This window comes from Arthrobacter glycogeni, from assembly GCF_054510815.1.
Window position 1 is genome coordinate 36,603 of the sequence record NZ_JBTNDV010000013.1, and the last position, 18,162, is coordinate 54,764.

Here is an 18,162-nt window from a genome sequence, read left to right on the forward strand (position 1 = left end):
CGGATTGCGGAGTGACCGGCTGGCAGAGTGACACAATGGCAACGTGGCCCTTCATGACTCCCTGATCCCCCTGCTTGGCGGGGGTGCCGAACCGGAGCAGCTGGTTCACGTGCGGGAAATTCCGGCCCGGAACGCCCGCCTGCAACCATGGCCGGACTGGGCGCATCCGGACATTGTTTCCGCGTACGGCGCGCTAGGCGTCACCACCCCGTGGCAGCACCAGGTGGTTGCGGCCAATGCAGCCCACAGCGGTAGACACACGATTGTGGCCACGGGCACCGCGTCGGGCAAGTCGCTCTGCTACCAGTTGCCAGTGCTGGACGAGATTCACCGGACGGCCCTGGCCGATCGGGTGTCACTGGAGCCGACCGGTTCGGTGGCCCTCTACCTTGCCCCCACCAAGGCGCTCGCCGCGGACCAGCTGGCGGCAGTAAAGGCGTTGAACATCCCGACGGTCCGTGCCGAAACCTACGATGGTGACACCGACACCGCCGCTCGTCGATGGATTCGGGACCACGCAAATCTGGTGCTGGCGAACCCCGATATGCTGCACTACGGCATCCTGCCCAACCACGCGTGGTGGGCGCGATACTTTCGGCGCCTGAAGTACGTCATCATCGACGAAGCCCACAGCTACCGCGGTGTCTTCGGCTCACACGTGGCCAACCTCCTGCGGCGACTGCGGCGGGTCTGCGAATACTACGGCGTCTCCCCCGTGTTCATCGGCGCCTCCGCCACGTCCGCCGACCCTGCGGCCTCCTTCGGCAAATTGATCGGCGGCCAGGCGACGCCGGTGGTGGAAGACAGTTCCCCCCACGGGTCGACTACCGTAGCCTTCTGGGAGCCCGAGCTCACCGAGCTCAAGGGAGAGAACGGGGCCCCCAAACGCCGAACCGTCATCGCCGAAACGTCTGACCTGTTGGCCAACCTGGTCTCCGCCCAAGTCCGGACAATCGCGTTCATCAAGTCCCGGCGCGGGGCGGAAAGCATCGCCGCAACAACGAAGCGCCTGCTCCACGAGGTTCATCCAAGCCTGCCCAGCAGGGTGGCCGCCTACCGGTCGGGCTACCTCCCGGAAGAGCGCAGGGAACTGGAATCTGCGCTCCGCAACGGACGGCTGCTGGGGGTGGCCAGTACCCCCGCCCTTGAACTCGGCATCGACATTTCCGGGCTGGATGCCGTGCTGGTTGCGGGGTGGCCCGGCACCCGTGCTTCCCTCCTGCAACAGATCGGCAGGGCCGGACGGTCGGGTCAGGACGCGCTCGCCGCTTTCGTCGCCAGCGATGACCCGCTCGACACCTACCTGGTGCATCACCCGGAAGCGGTATTCGACGTTGGGGTCGAAGCGACGGTCTTCGACCCGACCAACCCCTATGTACTCGGCCCCCATCTGTGTGCGGCAGCGGCCGAACTGCCGCTCACACCAGCAGAGCTACACTTGTTCGGCGCCGGGGCTGAAGAGCTCCTTGCCAAGCTGGTGAATCAGGGCTTCCTCAGGCAGCGGCCTGCCGGCTGGTTCTGGACCCACCCGCAGAGCGCGGCCGGGATGGTGAACCTGCGAGCCGACGGCGGCGGCCCCATCAGCATTGTCGAGACCGGCACCGGCACTATGCTCGGCACCATGGACTCACCGCAAAGCCACTATCAGGCCCACGCCGGAGCGATCTACGTGCATCAGGGGCAAACCTATGTGGTGGATGAGCTCAACGAGCAGGATCACTGTGCAATGGTGACCAGGTCCAACCCCGACTACTACACCCAGGCCAGGGACATCACGGAAATTGAGGTGATCGGGGCCAGCCGGACGCAGGACTGGGGTGGAGTGCAGATTCGGTTCGGCGAGGTGCAGGTGACCACCCAGGTAGTGTCCTTCCAGCGGAAAGCCTTCGTCTCCAACGAAATCCTGTCAGAGGAGGCATTGGAACTCGGTGCGCGTGACCTTCATACCAAGGCGGTCTGGTTCGAGTTCGACCAGCGGCTGCTCGAGGATGCTGATCTGACTGCCGCTGACCTGCCGGGTGCGTTGCACGCGGCTGAGCACGCCGCCATTGGGTTACTTCCCCTGGTCGCATCGAGTGACAGATGGGACATCGGTGGGGTGTCGACGGCCCTGCACGCCGATACGATGCTGCCCACCATCTTCGTGTACGACGGTCACCCCGGCGGGGCGGGATTCGCCGAACGGGGATACGAGGCCGTGAGAATCTGGATTCAGGCCACCCTGGACGCGATCATTGCCTGCGAATGCGACATCGGCTGCCCCTCCTGCGTCCAGTCACCCAAATGCGGCAACAGGAACAACCCGCTCAGCAAATCCGGCGCTGCGGCACTGCTGGCCCTGGTGTTGACCCAGGACCCTGCCGCGGCCCCCTGACTAACCAGCTGACCGACAGACTGACTGAGTAACTGGTCGACCGACAGACTGACACTGACTACATCAACAGCCAGCCGGGGCTGGCGGGCTGGCAGACTTTGATAGAGCTAGGGTGGCGGCCCGGCGCGTGCCCGACCCGTCGCATCCGGGAGAAGCGGGTACCCGGCGACGGCGTTCACCTTCAGGCTGGTCCGCACCTCCACGATGGTGCCGCCAGGGCCTTCCCGGTCGCAGGACCGCAGAGACGCTCCGTGGGCGGCAGCCGTCTCTGCCGCCACAGTACAGGGATCTCCAATGATCAGTCCCCGTGACGCATCAGCGGCGGCGAGCGCGGCGAGGTCTGCTGCAGTGGCCGCCCGTGCGGCCACCGTCCCGGCCTGCGCCAGCACGACCACGGCGGCGATCAGCGTGATGATGACCAGAGCGAACCCGCACGCCAATACGGTACCGGCTCCGGTCTCCGCCCGGGGGCGACGGGTCATCGATGGGCTTCTCATAGACTGATCGTCACTGGCCAACGCCGAGGATCTCAGCGCGCGCTGACGCGGAGGCCGAGAGGTCCCACCCCACCAGGTCCAGCAACGGGACGGCGAGGCGGGCACTAACAGTCACGGTGGACCACTCACCGTCGCCGGTCAGCTCCAACCGGGCCTGTCCGCCAGCGAGCCTACTCACCGTCGCCCGTACCTGGTCCGCCGGCTCACCCCTGACCACCTCCCTGGCCCCGGCTCGGGCCGCCTCCTCCAGCCTCAGCTGGGTCAGACCCGCCGTTGCAGCACCCAGGAGGAGCGCAAGGAGCAGAACCAGGGACGGCAGCGCAACCGCCACCTCCGCTGTCACCGCCCCACGCTGCAGCGCGGTCCCCTGCAATCCATTGGAGTGCCGGTTCTGTGGCTTCGGCACGTTACCCGAAGCTCAACGCTGAACTGATCAGAGACATCAGCATGCCCCTGACCTCGCCGCTGGACAGAACCGCCACCAGAAGTGCGGCGAACCCGACCGCGGCGAGGGTAGCGATGGCATATTCGGCGGTCGCCATCCCTGCCTCGGAGCCGGACAGTCGACGCCACCGGATGACCGGCCGACGCCCTTTGCAGAGTTCCCACAATTTTGTTGCTGACATGTCTTCCTCCAGGTAGTCCTTCGCGGTGAGGTCAACCACTGCAACGACCTCTCTCCGGTAGAGCACGTGCTCGCCCTGCCATGACTCTGCCCGGTCGTGCCATACCGCGGGGTCCGAACCAGAGCTATGTGGATAAGTCTCAGTCCCGGCGGACCCGCAGTCATCACTACTGTGGGAGCATGGCGAAGACCACAGGGAGCACACCCAGGCAGATGAAGGCCGGCAGATAGCACAGGCCCAACGGCACCACCAGCCGGACGCCCAACGTTGCCGCACGTTGCTCAGCTTCGTTGTTCCTCCGGCGACGGAGCTGCCCGGCACAGGCATGCACAATCCCCGCCGACGACGCACCGGTCAGCGCAGCGAACCGAAGAGCCGCATCAAGCTCCCGAAGGGTTGCGCCCGTCGCAGCATCGGACTGGGAGATAGCGGAGTTCCACGCCGTCTCCCAGTCAGCACCGAGGGCGAGGGCTCCCTGAACCTTCTGCAAGCTGAGCGACAAGGGCGGTGGACAGGAATCACCGAGGACCGCCAGCGTAGCCTCGATTGGCGCCCCGGCTGCGAGCATGGCACCCAGCAAATCGATCATGAGCGCTGGATCAACCCCCTCCAAGTCCCGCAGCGCAGGTCGTCCAAAGGTCTTGAGACGGCCTCGACGAGGCGGCGTCTCAGGTCCCGGGTCAGCTCCGGGGGCCGCGGGATCCTGGCCACCGCGCCCTGATCGCCCGGATCCGGTCAGCAACAGAGCAGCCACACACAGCACGAGAAAGACCAAGACGCCGGTCATCTCAGCCACCCTTCGCAGCCGCAGCCACCAGACGGCCGGACCAGAGCCGCCCCAGCACCATCAGGGACACTCCCACGCCAAGCAACACCAGACCAGGAACCGAGCCTAACAGGATGGCGAGCGGCTGCGCACCGGTGAGGTAGCCCAGGCCCAGCCCGAAGAATGGGAGCCAGCCGAGGAGCCGTGCGGTGGCGGCCGGCCCGGCCAACGCCGTCGCCCGGGCCGCGGCGGCATCGAGGGACTGATCAAGCTGGGCGGCATACCGGCCCAGGACATCAGCCAGCGGAGCGCCGCTACGTTCAGAAATCTCCAGGCACACGGCCAGGTCCCGCCACAGACCCACGCCGTTCGCAGGCGGGGTCCTGGCCCGGCCCGGACGCCAGCGCCCATCCGTCGATTGGCTGACCGCGGCTCTGCGAAGCACTTCGGGGACACCTTCGCCGATCGCTGCAGCCTGTTGTGCCGCCCAGAGCACCGGCGACGCGTGAGCACCAAACCCGGGACCAGCGCCCGCCGCCCGCTCAGTGTCAGCCGCCGAATACACCACGGCCATGTCCTGCCATAGCTGGTGCGGAGATCTGCCCGCATGTAGCAGCGCCGTCAGCTGATGAATGAAGAGGGGCAGTTCCAAGGGGTCGACCGAACGGTCCACGGGCCACAGTCCGGCCATCCGGTGCAGAACCCGCGAGGAGGTCGCCCGGCCGCTGGCTCCGGCGATCAGTTCGGTCGGAAAGGCGAGAAGCAAAAAGGCCATCATCAACAGGATCCCCACGGTGACCCCCGTCACGGCAATCCCAGACGTAGCAGCCCCTGAAGTTGGGGCCATCCTGAGGCAGGCTCGCACGCGGCGCCTCGCCGGGTGAGGGCAGGACTCACGATCAGCTGTCCGGCATCGTCCACGTCCAACAGACCGATCACCGCCACCCGTCGGCCGGTTTGCCCACGCACGAGGTGCACCACGACGTCGAGCGCGCTGGCCGCCTGCGCCGTGACCGCGTCGCGACTCAGCCCGGCCAAAGAGCCCAGGGCCATCAGCCGGGCGGGGACGGACTCGGCTGAATTGGCGTGGATCGTCCCGCCGGCGCCCGAATGCCCAGTATTCATTGCGGTGAGGAGGTCACGCACCTCCGCTCCACGGCACTCGCCGACAATCAGACGGTCTGGACGCATCCGCAGGGCTTGCCGCACCAGCTCGGCCAGGTCGACGGCGCCTGCTCCCTCGGCGTTGCCGTGGCGGCTTTGCAGCGGAACCGTGTGCGGGTGGCGCGGGTTAAGCTCGGCCGAGTCCTCAACGGTCACCAGTCGTTCGGTGGGCGAACTCAGCGCCAGCAGAGTCGAGAGCAGCGTGGTCTTTCCGGTGCCGGTTGCCCCGCTGACCAGAAAATTGAGGCGTCGTTCGACCACTGCGCGGAGCACATCGGCCATGAACGGGTCAAGTGTTCCGGAGCCGGTCAACTCCTCGAGGCTGAACCCCCGCTGACGCTGGATGCGGATCGATAGCAGGGTGCCACGGGTGGACACTGGGGCAAGGACTGCATGGACACGGAAGGCCGCGAGGCGGACATCGACGCAGGGGTTGCCGTCGTCGAGGCGCCGGCCACCGGCAGAGATGAGGCGCACCGCCAGCGCACGCACCTCGGCGTCGGTGCTGAAGCGATCAGTGGTTCGTCGCAGTCCGTCAGCACCGTCCACCCACACCTCATCCGGACCGTTAACAAGGATGTCAGTTACGGCCGGATCAGCCACCAGGTGTTGTAGCGGCCCGAGACCCTGCAGCTCGGCCTGGACCCGGTCCACAGTTCTGAGGGTCCCTGCGGAGCCCAGGAGTCTGCCGGTGGACTGGACGGCCGCGGCCAGGCGGGCCCCGGTGAGTGGCAACTGTTCCGCCAGGACGGCCTGACGGACTTCGCTGACCATCGTGGTCGCGGCGTCGTCGTGGCCGGTAGCACGACGTGGGGCTCGCGCTGGATTGTTCATGACGCTGCCCTACCGATCCCGGCGGGGACTGTGGCCAGGGTTTGGGCGGCGAGGCGCCGAATAGCGCGGTGCGCGCCGATGGTCAGGAGCCGCCCCTGCCGTTCAGCCTCCGGTACGCCACGCAGGTGCGGGAGGTAACCCATCAGGGGTTGTCCCACCAGCTCTGCGACTCCATCCGGATCGAGTCCCGGGCCCAACGGCCCGCGTGCTATCACCGAGGTGGGCAGCGACCGCAGGTGCTCAACCGCTGAGCGGGCGGCGGTAATGGGCCGCGTCCGCCCGGGAACCAGGAGCATCACCTCATCGCAGAAAGCGAGCAGCGGACCGCCCCACGGCCAGCCGGCGGGCAGGTCAACGAGGGTCAGGTCAAAGGCGCTGCGCGCGGCAGCGAGCACCGAGTGAACTGCTGACGAGGCCACGATGCTGGACTCTGACGCGGGGGACCCACCCATGGACAGCAGGGCGAATCCTCTGACCGTGGGGAGGGCCCCGGCGAGCTGGTCGGGGTTGAGCGTGCCGCTGATTTCTCCGAGATCCTCCCAGCGGACGCCGGAAGGTGTCTCAGGCAGTGCAAGGTGCAGTCCTCCCCCAGCGCAGTCGCCATCGATCAGCAAGGTGGATCGGCCCGAGCGGGCGGCGGCGAGCGCGAGCCAGCAACTCAGTGAACTCGTTCCCACCCCGCCGGAACAACCCATCAGGCCGAGGATGTGACCGCGTGATCCCGCGGCCCGGAGGTACGCGAACCGTTCCGCCAGCCAATCCCCCGCAGCGGGCAGGATCGCGACCCGGGTGGCGTGAAGCTTGGCCGCAACCTCCCATACGGTTCCTTCCTCCCCCGGAAGGCCCACGAGAATCAGCTCGGCGTCGGTGTCCAGGCGGCTCTCCGGACTGTCACTGCCTACCAACACGACTGCCGGGCGAACCTGGCGGGCCTCGGCCAGGGTCGCCGTGATGGTGAGCTCAAGGCCAGCCGCTGCCGCGACCCGGGCCGTCTCATCGCGGATGCGTTGCGAGCCGGTAACCAACGCCGCACCCGCCTTCCCTGGCTCCGGGAGCCAGGGCCGTCCATCTGTCATGAGCCCAGCCTGCACCGTTGTCTCACCGGTGAGCAGCCTCAACGGGCGAATGTGGACAAACCTCCGCTGGCGGGTGCTTGTGGAGGACGAGTGCGCCGTCGGAGATGGGCCCGGTCCTGGTGACGCTCCGCTGGGACCGGACAATCGCGGATGCGGGAGACAATGGAGGCATGTATGTTGTCGTGTCCGTGCCGCCCGCCCGCAGCACCCAGGCAGACGCCGCCGCGGAGCCGACGCAGGATGCCGCCGCCGTGCTGCAGCCGGCTGATGCCTCGGGCACTCCCGCCGGCGACGCCGTCGTCGTCGGGCGGGACGAATTTACCGCAGCAGTCCGCCACTTTGAGGCCCAGAAAGTGCGCTGGGTCTGGGATTCCACCCGTGCCTGGTATCCGGCACTGTTGAAACAGTCGATCAGTGTTGAACGGTGCCATGACCTGAGCCTGAGCCGCGATATCCTCCGCCACTCCAGCGTCAGCGCCGACCAACCGTACATTGCCGCGCTCCGGGACGGCGCCGACCAGCCGGACCAGCTGCCCGCCCGGCAGGTGCCGCCGCTGCCCAACCCCGCCGGCCAGTCCAGTCTTTTTGAGACGCCCAGCACCCCCAGTGGGCCAGGCCCGGCAGACGTCCTCACCGAGTTCCGCCAGCAGCAGCAGGCCGTTGCCGGCGGACCGCGACCGCAACGGCTGGCGCTGCTGCTGGCTGCGGAATCGGCTGGCGCCCTGCTGGCTGCCGAGATGGAGGCGGCGGGAATTCCTTGGCGCCGCGACCTGCACGAGTCGCTCCTCGAATCCGAGCTGGGCCCCCGCCCCCGTGACGGGGTTCGGCCAGCCGAACTGGAACGGATCGCCGGGGAACTGCGCGTTCACTTGAAGAACCCGGGGTTCAACCCTGATTCGCCGCAAGAACTGCTGCGGGCCCTACACCGGGCCGGCATCGAGGTGACCAGCACCCGATCCTGGGAATTGGAGCAGCATAAGCATCCGGGAATTGAGCCGCTGCTCCGGTACAAGAAGTTGTCCCGGCTGCTCACCGCCAACGGCTGGACCTGGCTGGACGCGTGGGTCCAGGAGGGCCGCTTCCGCCCCGAGTATGTGGTGGGCGGCGTCGTCTCCGGGCGGTGGGCGTCACGGGGCGGCGGCGCACTGCAGATTCCCAAGCAGATCCGCGACGCGGTGCGCCCCGACCCCGGCCACCGGTTTGTGGTCGCTGATGCTGCGCAGCTGGAACCGCGGGTCTTGGCGGCCCTCGGCCGCGATTCGGCGCTGGCGACGGCGGCACGCGGCAAAGACTTGTACCAGGGGATCGCCGAGCAGGGCTTTGGCGACCGGGCCAAGGCGAAACTGGCGATGCTGGGCGCCATGTATGGAGCGACGACTGGCGAATCGGGGCGGCTGATGCCGCAGCTTGCCCGCACCTACCCGCAGGCTATCCAGGTGGTGGAAGGTGCCGCACGCATTGGCGAGGCCGGAGGCGTGGTGAGCAGCTATCTCGGTCGGGGGTGCCCGCCGGCGACCGACGCCTGGGTCGCAGCCCAGCAGACCTCGTCCGCCGAGGAGCAGCGTCGCGCCGATAACCTGGCCCGTTCCCGCGGCCGGTTCACCCGGAACTTTGTGGTGCAGGCAACCGCTGCGGAATGGGCCCTGTGCTGGCTGGCGGAGCTGCGCCGCCAATTGCGGGCGTCGACAACGCCTGCCCCGGTCAATCAGCTGGTGTTCTTCCTGCACGACGAGGTGATGCTGCACGTCCCCGACGGGCAGGTCGACGAGGTCTGCCGCCTGGTGACCGAGGCCGCGCAGTCCGCGACCCGGTTGATGTTCGGCGACATTCCCATCGAATTTGCGGTCAATGTCATGGTGGTTGATTCCTATGCCGACGCCAAGTGACCGGTGCTTCGGTTTATGCACAGGCGCATGCTACAGCGGCGGCGGGATCTGCTGCGAGTCATCCCACGGGATGGTCCAGCCCAAATCATCAAATAGCGTGTCCAGCAGCATAGCGGTGAAACCCCACACGGTGACGCCTGTCACCAGGAAGGCGGGAGTGGTCCAGGTGACGCCGTTCCGCTGACTGACCACTGTCCGGCGGCCGGCCGGATTGAGCAGGTCAGCGACCGGAACACGGAACACGTGCTCCGACTCGGCTTCGTCGACGGCGGTGACCGGCGACTGTCGGGCCCACCATGCGAGCACCGGGGTGACCAGGAAGTTACTGACCGGCAGCCCCGATTCAGGCAGCTGGCCGAGCACCTCGATCCCTGTGGTGTCAACGCCGGTTTCTTCCCATGCCTCGCGGAGCGCCGCAGCCACCGGGCCGTCGTCGTTGTCGTCGATCCGACCGCCCGGGAACGCTACCTGGCCCGGATGATCGGTCAGCTCCCCGGAGCGCAGCACCAACAGGAGGTCAAGGTCATCGGGCACCGCCTCCGCATGAAACTGCGCCGGCCGGTTGTCGAGGGTGCCGAAGAGGATGAGGACGGCGGCGGCACGGGCCCTGGCGGGGTCTATGCCGCGCAGCGTTGCCGCTTTCCCCACCGAGCCCGTCGCCAGGCTGAGCAATTCCTGACGGGCGCTCATGCTCCGAGACTGTATCCGGCGGCCTGCAGTTCGCCCCGCGTTGCGCCGCTCCTCATCAGGCGCAGCAGCTCCTCCCTACCCGGGGCCAGCTCATACTTCAGTAGTTTGGCGGCTTTGACCGGATCCACTTCACCCTCGCCATAGGCGGGGCAGAGGGCCGCGAGGGGGCACACCCCGCAGGCGGGTTTGCGGGCGTGGCATACCCGCCTGCCGTGAAACACCACGTGGTGGGACAGCATGGTCCAATCCTGCGGATCGAACAAACGGGCGACGTCTGCCTCCACCTTCACTGCGTCGTCGGACTCGGTCCAGCGGAAGCGCCGGGCCAGCCGGCCGAAATGCGTGTCGACGGTGATGCCCGGGATACCGAACGCGTTGCCGAGCACCACGTTGGCCGTTTTGCGCCCCACGCCAGGGAGGGTGACAAGGTCCTCAAGGCGGGCGGGGACCACCCCGTCGTAGTCGTCAACCAGCCGGGTGGACAACGCCAGCAGGCTCCGCGACTTGGCGCGGAAGAACCCGGTGGGCCGGATCAGGTCCTGCAGCGCTAGTTCGTCGGCTTCGGCCAGGCTGCGAGCGTCCGGGTATCTGGCGAACAGGCCCGGCGTGGTGAGGTTGACCCGAACATCGGTGGTCTGGGCGGACAGCACCGTCGCCACGAGCAGCTCGAAGGGGTTCCTGAAGTCGAGCTCCGCCACCGCGTAGGGGTATTCCCCGGCCAGCCTGCGGTGGATCCGGCGTGCCCGCCGTTTCGCGGCGAGCGGGCTTGGATCCGACGTTCCGGTCCCGACTGTCCTGACCACTGCCGGTGCCTACCCGTCGCTCGGTGCGCGTTCGATGTTGGTGAGATCCCGCATCACGCCGATACGGCCCGTGCGCTTGTCCTGGACCAGGAACTCCTCGCCGCGGTCCTCGATCCCTACTTCCCAGTCACCGGGCCGCAGGACGAAAAGCTCAACACCCGAAGCCTCATCAACCACCGGGCGGGGGGTTCCGACGGCGAACCAGAACGCCTCAACAACCGGGTCATCATGGTCGGGTTCCCTGGTCGCGGAGATGGACTCCTGAGACTCGGCCTTCGTTCGCTCGACCACCGGCTGGGCGGTGGTTGCCGCCGCCGTGGTTTCCGCTGCACTAGCGGCTGCGGACGCCGTGGCTGTGATGGCTGTTTCCTGCACGGCGCCCTGCCGGCCCGTGTCCACAGGCACCTCTTCAGCTGCCGGAGAGCTGGCCCCAGCGTCCGTGGCGGAGGCCGCATTAGCGGTTTCCGTGTCAACCGCAGCATTGGCCACCTGGTCCACGGGCTGGTCTTCGTCGGTCGAGTGCACCGAATCCGGTGACCCGCTGTAGGGGGCAAAATCCTCGTCGGCGAAGCGTGGGTAGCCCGCCGAACCGGAGCCCGGCTGCTCCTTGTCCTGCACACCGGGGACGGCACCGACTTCGCCGGTCCGGTGCGCGTCAGGGGTGCCCCCGGACCCGCTGGACGAGGGGGACTTGGTCGCTGCGCCGAAGCCAAACCTGCCGCGGCCGGTGGACGTGCCCGGCTGGACCGCTGACGCTGCGTTTCCGGCACGGGCCCCTGCCGTTCCTGCTCCGGCGGGAACTGCTGCGCCGGAGCCGCCCGACGCCGTGCCCTGCTGTTCGCTGAACTGAGTGACCTGTTCGGCGGGAACCGGTTTGGGCGCTTTGGGTTCCTTCGGTGCCTTGGGCGTCACTGGCAGGACACTTCGGGCGACGACGTGCGCGCCCGACGTCGGCCGGCCAGCGAAGTCAGCGGAGAATTTGGGCAGGTGCGGGCCACCCACCGTCGCGGCCAGCATGCCGATCGCGCCGAGCAGGCAGATGAACGGTCCGTAATGGAAGGCGGTCACGGTCTGCAGGAAGAAGAAGGCGGCGGCCAGAACGGCGACTACTGAAGCGAACTGGTCTACCGACAACGATCCGACCCGAGCCTCGGTACCGAGCCGCCGGGCCGCGAGCAAGCCAGCGGCGGCGACCGGAAGGATGATGCCTACGCCGAGGAAGAACAGCGACGACGCGTTCCACAGGTTGCCGAGAAAACCGCCAGCCTCAAAGAACGGCAACAGCGAGCCGATGAAAATGACGAGCACCGAGCCGCCGATCACCACCTCGCGGAGGGTGAATGGCCCAAAGACTGCCTCATTTCCGCCGGATGCCTGCGGTTCGACGCCGGTGGGTGATGCGTTTCTGTCACTGCTGCTGCCGGCGAACCGGTCCGTGTGCGGGTCTGTCATGTCGAAATTCCATTCGTCGCAGCGGCCGGGCGGGCCGCAGTCGCCAGCATTCTCTTCCTGTCACCAGACTAGTCAACCCTCCTCTCCGCTACTACCCATGCAAGCCACCGCCCGGCTGAGGCGCGCCACTCACCGCAGAAACTCCACCATTCACGTGCACGAGTGTGAGCGCCCACACACAAAAGCCGCACCCCCGGTTAGTCTGGTCAGCAGTATCGCGGTGCTGCGTGCCGGTTTCGGACCGGGCGCTCACCGCCCAGAAAACCGGCACGAAGAAGGGTTGAACATGTCTGAGGACACCCAGACCACGCAAGGCGACGCGTTCGAAAATCTGCTCCACGAGGAACGCCGCTTTCCCCCGACACCAGAGTTCGCTGCGAAGGCGGTCGCCCAGCCGTCCCTGTACGAGGAGGGCGAGGCCGGGCCCGAGTTCTGGGCCACCCAGGCCCGTGCGCTACTGACCTGGGATGAGGACTTCACTCAGGCCCTCGACTTCTCAGATGCGCCGTTTGCCAAGTGGTTCGTCGGCGGGCGGGTCAATGCTGCGTATAACGCCCTGGACCGCCACGTCGAGGCGGGCCTCGGCGAGCGGGTGGCCATCCACTTCGAAGGCGAGCCCGGCGATACCCGCTCCTACACCTACGCGGAGCTCACCGAAGAGGTCAAAAAGGCGTCAAACGCGTTCCTCTCCCTCGGCGTCGAGAAGGGCGACCGCGTGGCGGTGTACCTGCCGATGATCCCCGAGGCAGTCATCACGATGCTCGCCTGCGCGCGGATCGGAGCCGTGCACTCGGTCGTGTTCGGCGGCTTCTCGGCTGAAGCGCTGCGCAGCAGGATCGACGATGCCGAAGCTAAACTCGTGGTCACCGCGGACGGCACGTACCGCCGGGGCAAGCCGAGCTCGCTGAAGCCCGCCGTCGACGGCGCCCTGGAACGTGAGGGGCATACCGTCACCAACGTGGTGGTCGTCAAACGCAACGGTGAGCCGGTCGAGTGGACCGAGGAGCGCGACGTCTGGTGGCACGACGTCGTCGGCTCCGCGTCAGCCGAGCACACCGCCGTCGGGCATGACTCGGAGCATCCGCTGTTCATCCTGTATACCTCCGGCACCACCGGGAAGCCCAAGGGCATCCTCCACACCACCGGCGGTTACCTGACCCAGACGGCGTTCACCCACAAAAACACGTTCGATCTACGCCCCGAAACCGACGTGTTCTGGTGCACGGCCGACGTTGGCTGGGTCACCGGGCACAGCTACGTCGCCTACGCGCCGCTGGTCAACGGTGCCACCCAGCTGATGTACGAGGGCACGCCGGACACCCCGCACCAGGGCCGCTGGTGGGAGCTGGTGGAGAAGTACAAGGTCTCCATCCTCTACACCGCGCCGACCGCCATCAGGACCTTCATGAAGTGGGGCCGGGACATCCCGAAGAAGTATGACCTCACCTCAATCCGCGTCCTGGGGTCCGTCGGCGAACCGATCAACCCCGAGGCGTGGATGTGGTACCGGGAAATGATCGGCGGCGGCAGCGCACCGGTGGTCGACACCTGGTGGCAGACCGAGACCGGCGCGCACATGATCGCGCCCATGCCCGGCGTCACCCACGCCAAGCCGGGGTCCGCGCAGGTGGCGGTGCCCGGCATCTCGATCGACGTGGTGGACGAGCTGGGCCAGTCGGTGCCGAACGGGTCGGGCGGCTACCTGGTGGTCCGCGAACCGTGGCCATCCATGCTCCGGGGCATCTGGGGTGACCCGCAGCGGTTCAAGGACACCTACTGGTCCCGGTTCGACAACATGTACTTCGCCGGCGACGGCGCCAAGAAGGACCAGGACGGTGACATCTGGCTGCTCGGCCGGGTTGACGACGTCATGAACATTTCCGGTCACCGGCTATCGACGACGGAAATCGAGTCGGCGCTGGTGAGCCACCCGTCCGTCGCTGAGGCCGCCGTCGTCGGCGCATCGGATGAGACGACGGGCGAGGCTGTGGTCGCGTTTGTGATCCTGCGGGGGTCGGCCGTGGACGACGACGACATCGTCACCACTCTGCGCAATCACGTAGCCAAGGAGATCGGGCCAATCGCCAAGCCGCGCAACATCCTGGTGGTCCCGGAACTCCCGAAGACCCGGTCCGGCAAAATCATGCGCCGGCTCCTGAAGGATGTGGCCGAGGGCCGTGAGGTCGGCGATGCGACCACCCTGTCCGATCCGACGATCATGGCGCAGATCGCCGCTTCACTGAGGAAGTAGCCCTTCCCGCCGCCACCCGGGACGAACCCAGGTGGCGGCGGCCTCCGGCCTGCTGTGATCTGCGTCCCGCACGGGTGTGATCTTGGCCGGGATTGGTAGCGCGGCTCCCCACCGCCGAGGACAATTTCAAGACGTGTCTACTACCACCTCCGCCGCGACCACCGGTCCGCCCGCAGCAGCCAACCGCGCGATGGCCCGCAAGTCCGCGGCCGCCTCGTTTGTCGGCACCACCCTTGAGAGCTACGACTTCTACGTCTTCGGGACTGCCGCAGCGCTGGTGTTTAACCAGGTGTTCTTCGCTGCCCAGGATCCCCTCGCCGGAACGCTCTCCGCGTTTCTGATCTTCGCGATGGGTTTCGTCGCTCGCCCGCTGGGGGCGATCCTGTTCGGCCATCTGGGCGACCGGATCGGCCGCAAGAAGACCCTCATCTGGACCATCGTGCTGATGGGCCTTGCCACCGGCTCCGTTGGCCTGCTCCCCGACTACAGCGTGATCGGCGTGTGGGCGCCTATCCTGCTGACCGTGCTGCGCCTCCTCCAGGGTCTTTCCCTCGGCGGCGAATGGGGCGGGTCCATCCTGATCGCCACCGAGCACGCCGAACCACGCAAGCGGGCGCTCTACGCGTCCATCCCCCAACTCGGTTCCCCCGTGGGCACCATGCTCATCTCACTGGTCTTTCTGATCCTCGCCGTCGTGGCACCGGAGGTGATGACGACGTGGGGCTGGCGTATCCCGTTCCTGCTCGCTTTTCCGTTCCTGGGCGTCGCCCTGTACCTGCGGCTCGCCATCGACGAGACGCCGGTGTTCAAGGCGACGGTACAGACCGAGTCGCGGGCCAGCATCCCGTTCTTCGACGTCATCCGGCGCCAGCCCGGTGCTATTGCCGTGGCGGCCGCGGCTGCAGTACTCGGGATCGGGTCCTATTTCCTCATGGTTTCCTACACGCAGGCGTACGGGACTCAACGGCTGGGGCTGAGCCAGGAGACCGTCCTCAATGCAGCCCTGATCGGCTCGTTGCTGCAACTGCTGACCATCCCCGCGTTCGGCTATCTTGCCATGAAGATCGGCTCGGCCAGGGTGGTGGCTGGTGGGGCTATCGGCACGGCGTTGATCGCGTTCCCGCTGTACTGGGTGATCAGCATCGCCGACGCCCCCACCTACGTGGCAGCCATCCTCTTGGGCGGCATCCTCCCGACCGCCAGCTGGGCGGCGCTGGGCGGACTGATGGCCGATCTTTTTGAGCCCCGGACCGGTTTTACCGCCCTGTCCTTCGCCTACAGCCTGGCAGCGATCGTCGCCGGGTTCACTCCTTCCATCACCCAGATCCTCGGAACGGCAACCGATGGTGCGTGGTGGCACCCCGGGATTGTGCTCGCCCTCATGAGCTGTGTGACCCTCGGAGGCGCGCTGGCGGCGGTCCGTCTGCGCCACAGAGCGGACTAGACCCCCGATGCGTGGGGCATAGTTAAGCCATGCCGAACACCACCACGCTCCTGATCATCAACGGGCCGAACCTCAACCTCCTGGGCTCCCGCGAACCAGAGACCTACGGGACGGCCACGCTAACCGAGGTCGAGGCCGTGGCCGCCGACGCCGCTGACGGCCACGGCTGGGCCGTCAGCTGCTTTCAGTCCAACCATGAGGGCGAGCTGGTCGACGCCATCCAGGGCGCGACGGGCACCGCCGACGGCATCGTCATCAACGCCGGCGCCTACACCCACACCTCCATCGCCCTTCGGGACGCGCTGACCGCCGTCGGACTCCCCGTGGTGGAGGTGCACATCAGCAACGTGCACCGGCGCGAGGAGTTTCGGCAGCACTCCTACCTTTCTGCGGTCGCTGATGCGGTCATCGTGGGCGCCGGGATCAGCGGCTACCGGTTCGCCGTCGACTTCCTGATCGAAAAACTCTCCTCGGGATACGCCGGTAACGCCGCGTCATGAGGGACGATGGACACATGATCGACATCACACCCATCGGCGGCGACACTAGCGACGCCCCGCTCCTCGAGGTCAAAGACCTCGCAGTCACCTTCAGCACCACCTACGGCGAGGTGAAAGCCGTCGAGAATGCGAGTTTCGCGCTTCGACGCGGAAAGACCCTCGCCATTGTGGGTGAGTCAGGTTCAGGCAAGTCGACGACGGCGATGTCCTGCATCGGCCTGCTGCCGTCCAACGGCCGGGTCACCACCGGGAGCATCATGTTCGAGGGCCAGAACCTCGTGACGCTTCCCGAGTCGAAACTGCGCGCGATCCGCGGGCGCGCCATCGGCCTGGTGCCGCAGGACCCGATGTCCAACCTCAACCCGGTCGCCAAAATTGGCACCCAGGTGGCTGAGACGCTGCTGGTCCATGGGATGGCGACCAGGAAAAACGTCAAAGAGCGCGTCATCGAGGTCCTGACCGCCGCGGGGCTGCCCGACGCCGGGGAGCGCGCCAAGCAGTACCCGCACGAATTCTCCGGGGGCATGCGCCAGCGGGCCCTGATCGCCATCGGGCTGGCCTGCCAGCCGCGGCTGCTGATCGCCGACGAGCCGACCAGCGCCCTCGACGTCACCGTGCAGCGCACCATTCTCGACCAGATCGATGAAATGACGGAGCAGCTGGGCACCTCGGTGCTCCTCATCACCCATGATCTGGGGCTCGCCGCCGAGCGTGCGTCGGATCTGGTGGTGATGCACCGCGGCCGGGTGGTGGAAGCCGGCCCGGCCCTGCAGCTCCTCAACGATCCCCAGCACCCGTACACCCAGTCGCTGGTACGCGCGGCCCCCAGCGTTGCGGCGGTCCGCCTCCAGCCGGGCACCTACAACGCCGACGCCGGCAAGCGGACGGAAGTGGCCGAGGCGGCGTTCGTCGAGCACCAGACCGACGCTACGTCAGCTGTCCCTGCCGCCACCGTGCCGGGTAGGAACATCGTCGAGATCCGGGACCTGACCAAGGTCTACAAACGGCGGGGCAGCTCGGAAGACTTCTACGCGGCGAAGAATGTGACCCTTGATGTGCCCCGCGGCCAGACGGTCGCCATCGTCGGGGAATCAGGGTCAGGGAAGACCACCACCGCGCGGATGCTCCTGAAGCTGATTGAGCCGACGTCGGGCACCATGACCTTCGACGGGATGGATGTTGGAACGCTGGACAAGGACCAGCTACACGACTTCCGGCAACGGGTCCAACCCATTTTCCAGGACCCGTACTCGTCACTGAACCCCATGTTCACCATTGAGCGGATCGTTGAGGAGCCACTCAACGCCTACAAGCGTGGCTCCAAAAGTGAACGGCGTGCCAGGGTCCGCGAGCTGATGGACCAGGTATCCCTGCCGCAGACTGCCCTGCGCAGATACCCGTCGGAGCTTTCCGGTGGGCAGCGGCAGCGCGTGGCGATTGCCCGGGCGCTGGCGTTGAAACCAGAGCTGATCATCTGCGACGAGCCGGTCTCGGCGCTGGACGTCCTGGTTCAGGCTCAGATCCTCAAGTTGCTCGGCGATCTGCAGGCTGAGCTGGGCTTGAGCTACCTGTTCATCTCCCACGATCTTGCCGTGGTTCGCCTGATCTCCGACTATGTCTGTGTCATGAAGGACGGCGAGCTGGTTGAAGCCGCCAGCTCCGAGGAAGTGTTCCAGAACCCGCGCCACCCGTACACCCGGCAATTGCTGGCGTCGATCCCCGGCAACGAACTCAACATCGCCTAGGGATTCTCCGCAAAAGCCCAAAAGACCCCGGCACCAAATGGTGCCGGGGTCTTT

15 protein-coding genes and 1 pseudogene are annotated in these 18,162 nt (G+C 67.0%); 6 read left to right on the top strand and 10 right to left on the bottom strand.

The genetic code is table 11. The features are described 5' to 3' along the window. Window positions 1-43: 43 nt before the first annotated feature. Complete coding sequence (gene sftH, locus ACX80G_RS13770; RefSeq protein ID WP_459308256.1) at window positions 44-2,374, top strand: DNA 3'-5' helicase SftH; 2,331 nt, start codon at window positions 44-46, stop codon at window positions 2,372-2,374. A gap of 107 nt (window positions 2,375-2,481) precedes the next feature. On the opposite strand, the gene ACX80G_RS13775 is transcribed toward sftH, so the two are convergent. The 7 genes and pseudogenes from ACX80G_RS13775 to ssd form a co-directional block, all read right to left on the bottom strand. Next, the gene (locus tag ACX80G_RS13775; RefSeq protein ID WP_459308257.1) at window positions 2,482-2,871 is read right to left on the bottom strand and encodes an Rv3654c family TadE-like protein; all 390 of its coding nucleotides are present in this window, start codon (window positions 2,869-2,871) and stop codon (window positions 2,482-2,484) included. A gap of 10 nt (window positions 2,872-2,881) precedes the next feature. Then, window positions 2,882-3,244, bottom strand: a complete 363-nt coding sequence (locus ACX80G_RS13780) for a TadE family type IV pilus minor pilin (RefSeq protein ID WP_459308259.1) — start codon at window positions 3,242-3,244, stop codon at window positions 2,882-2,884. Between the two features lie 34 nt (window positions 3,245-3,278). Beyond that, window positions 3,279-3,437: pseudogene (locus ACX80G_RS13785) on the bottom strand (DUF4244 domain-containing protein); the annotation flags it as partial. A 226-nt stretch (window positions 3,438-3,663) separates the two neighbouring features. Next, entirely contained in the window at window positions 3,664-4,086 is a 423-nt protein-coding gene (locus tag ACX80G_RS13790) for a type II secretion system F family protein (protein ID WP_459308260.1), read from the bottom strand. A 199-nt stretch (window positions 4,087-4,285) separates the two neighbouring features. Continuing rightward, window positions 4,286-5,071: a type II secretion system F family protein gene (locus ACX80G_RS13795; RefSeq protein WP_459308262.1), complete on the bottom strand. Its 786-nt coding sequence runs from the start codon at window positions 5,069-5,071 to the stop codon at window positions 4,286-4,288. Continuing rightward, window positions 5,068-6,261, bottom strand: coding sequence for a TadA family conjugal transfer-associated ATPase (locus tag ACX80G_RS13800; RefSeq protein ID WP_459308263.1), 1,194 nt, complete (start codon window positions 6,259-6,261; stop codon window positions 5,068-5,070). Before ACX80G_RS13800 ends, ACX80G_RS13795 begins: the two co-directional genes overlap by 4 nt. Then, window positions 6,258-7,337 (bottom strand): septum site-determining protein Ssd, encoded by a 1,080-nt coding sequence (gene ssd / locus ACX80G_RS13805; protein ID WP_459308265.1) that lies wholly within the window; start codon window positions 7,335-7,337, stop codon window positions 6,258-6,260. Before ssd ends, ACX80G_RS13800 begins: the two co-directional genes overlap by 4 nt. A 170-nt stretch (window positions 7,338-7,507) precedes the next feature. Here ssd and ACX80G_RS13810 point away from each other — a divergent pair, with 170 nt between their 5' ends. Continuing rightward, window positions 7,508-9,223, top strand: a complete 1,716-nt coding sequence (locus ACX80G_RS13810; protein ID WP_459308267.1) for a bifunctional 3'-5' exonuclease/DNA polymerase — start codon at window positions 7,508-7,510, stop codon at window positions 9,221-9,223. 30 nt (window positions 9,224-9,253) lie between these two features. On the opposite strand, the gene ACX80G_RS13815 is transcribed toward ACX80G_RS13810, so the two are convergent. From ACX80G_RS13815 to ACX80G_RS13825, 3 genes are read right to left on the bottom strand one after another with little or no spacing between them, the layout of a single operon-like run. Continuing rightward, the gene (locus ACX80G_RS13815; RefSeq protein WP_459308268.1) at window positions 9,254-9,913 is read right to left on the bottom strand and encodes an NUDIX hydrolase; all 660 of its coding nucleotides are present in this window, start codon (window positions 9,911-9,913) and stop codon (window positions 9,254-9,256) included. After that, window positions 9,910-10,716 carry an endonuclease III gene (gene nth, locus ACX80G_RS13820; protein WP_459308269.1) on the bottom strand — a complete coding sequence of 269 codons (807 nt, stop codon included), beginning with the start codon at window positions 10,714-10,716 and terminating at the stop codon, window positions 9,910-9,912. The genes ACX80G_RS13815 and nth overlap by 4 nt, the downstream gene beginning before the upstream one ends. 9 nt (window positions 10,717-10,725) lie before the next feature. After that, complete coding sequence (locus ACX80G_RS13825) at window positions 10,726-12,168, bottom strand: hypothetical protein (protein WP_459308271.1); 1,443 nt, start codon at window positions 12,166-12,168, stop codon at window positions 10,726-10,728. A 286-nt stretch (window positions 12,169-12,454) separates the two neighbouring features. Between ACX80G_RS13825 and acs the strand changes: the two genes are divergently transcribed. From acs to ACX80G_RS13845, 4 genes are all read left to right on the top strand, one after another. Next, window positions 12,455-14,419, top strand: a complete 1,965-nt coding sequence (gene acs / locus ACX80G_RS13830) for an acetate--CoA ligase (protein ID WP_459308272.1) — start codon at window positions 12,455-12,457, stop codon at window positions 14,417-14,419. Window positions 14,420-14,552: 133 nt separating this feature from the next. Continuing rightward, window positions 14,553-15,863: an MFS transporter gene (locus ACX80G_RS13835; protein ID WP_459308274.1), complete on the top strand. Its 1,311-nt coding sequence runs from the start codon at window positions 14,553-14,555 to the stop codon at window positions 15,861-15,863. A 29-nt stretch (window positions 15,864-15,892) separates the two neighbouring features. Continuing rightward, on the top strand, window positions 15,893-16,363 hold the full coding sequence (gene aroQ, locus ACX80G_RS13840) for a type II 3-dehydroquinate dehydratase (protein WP_459308275.1): 471 nt from the start codon (window positions 15,893-15,895) through the stop codon (window positions 16,361-16,363). A gap of 14 nt (window positions 16,364-16,377) precedes the next feature. Continuing rightward, a complete protein-coding gene (locus tag ACX80G_RS13845; RefSeq protein ID WP_459308276.1) occupies window positions 16,378-18,108 on the top strand; it encodes a dipeptide ABC transporter ATP-binding protein in 1,731 nt (576 codons plus the stop codon). Window positions 18,109-18,162: the final 54 nt, after the last annotated feature.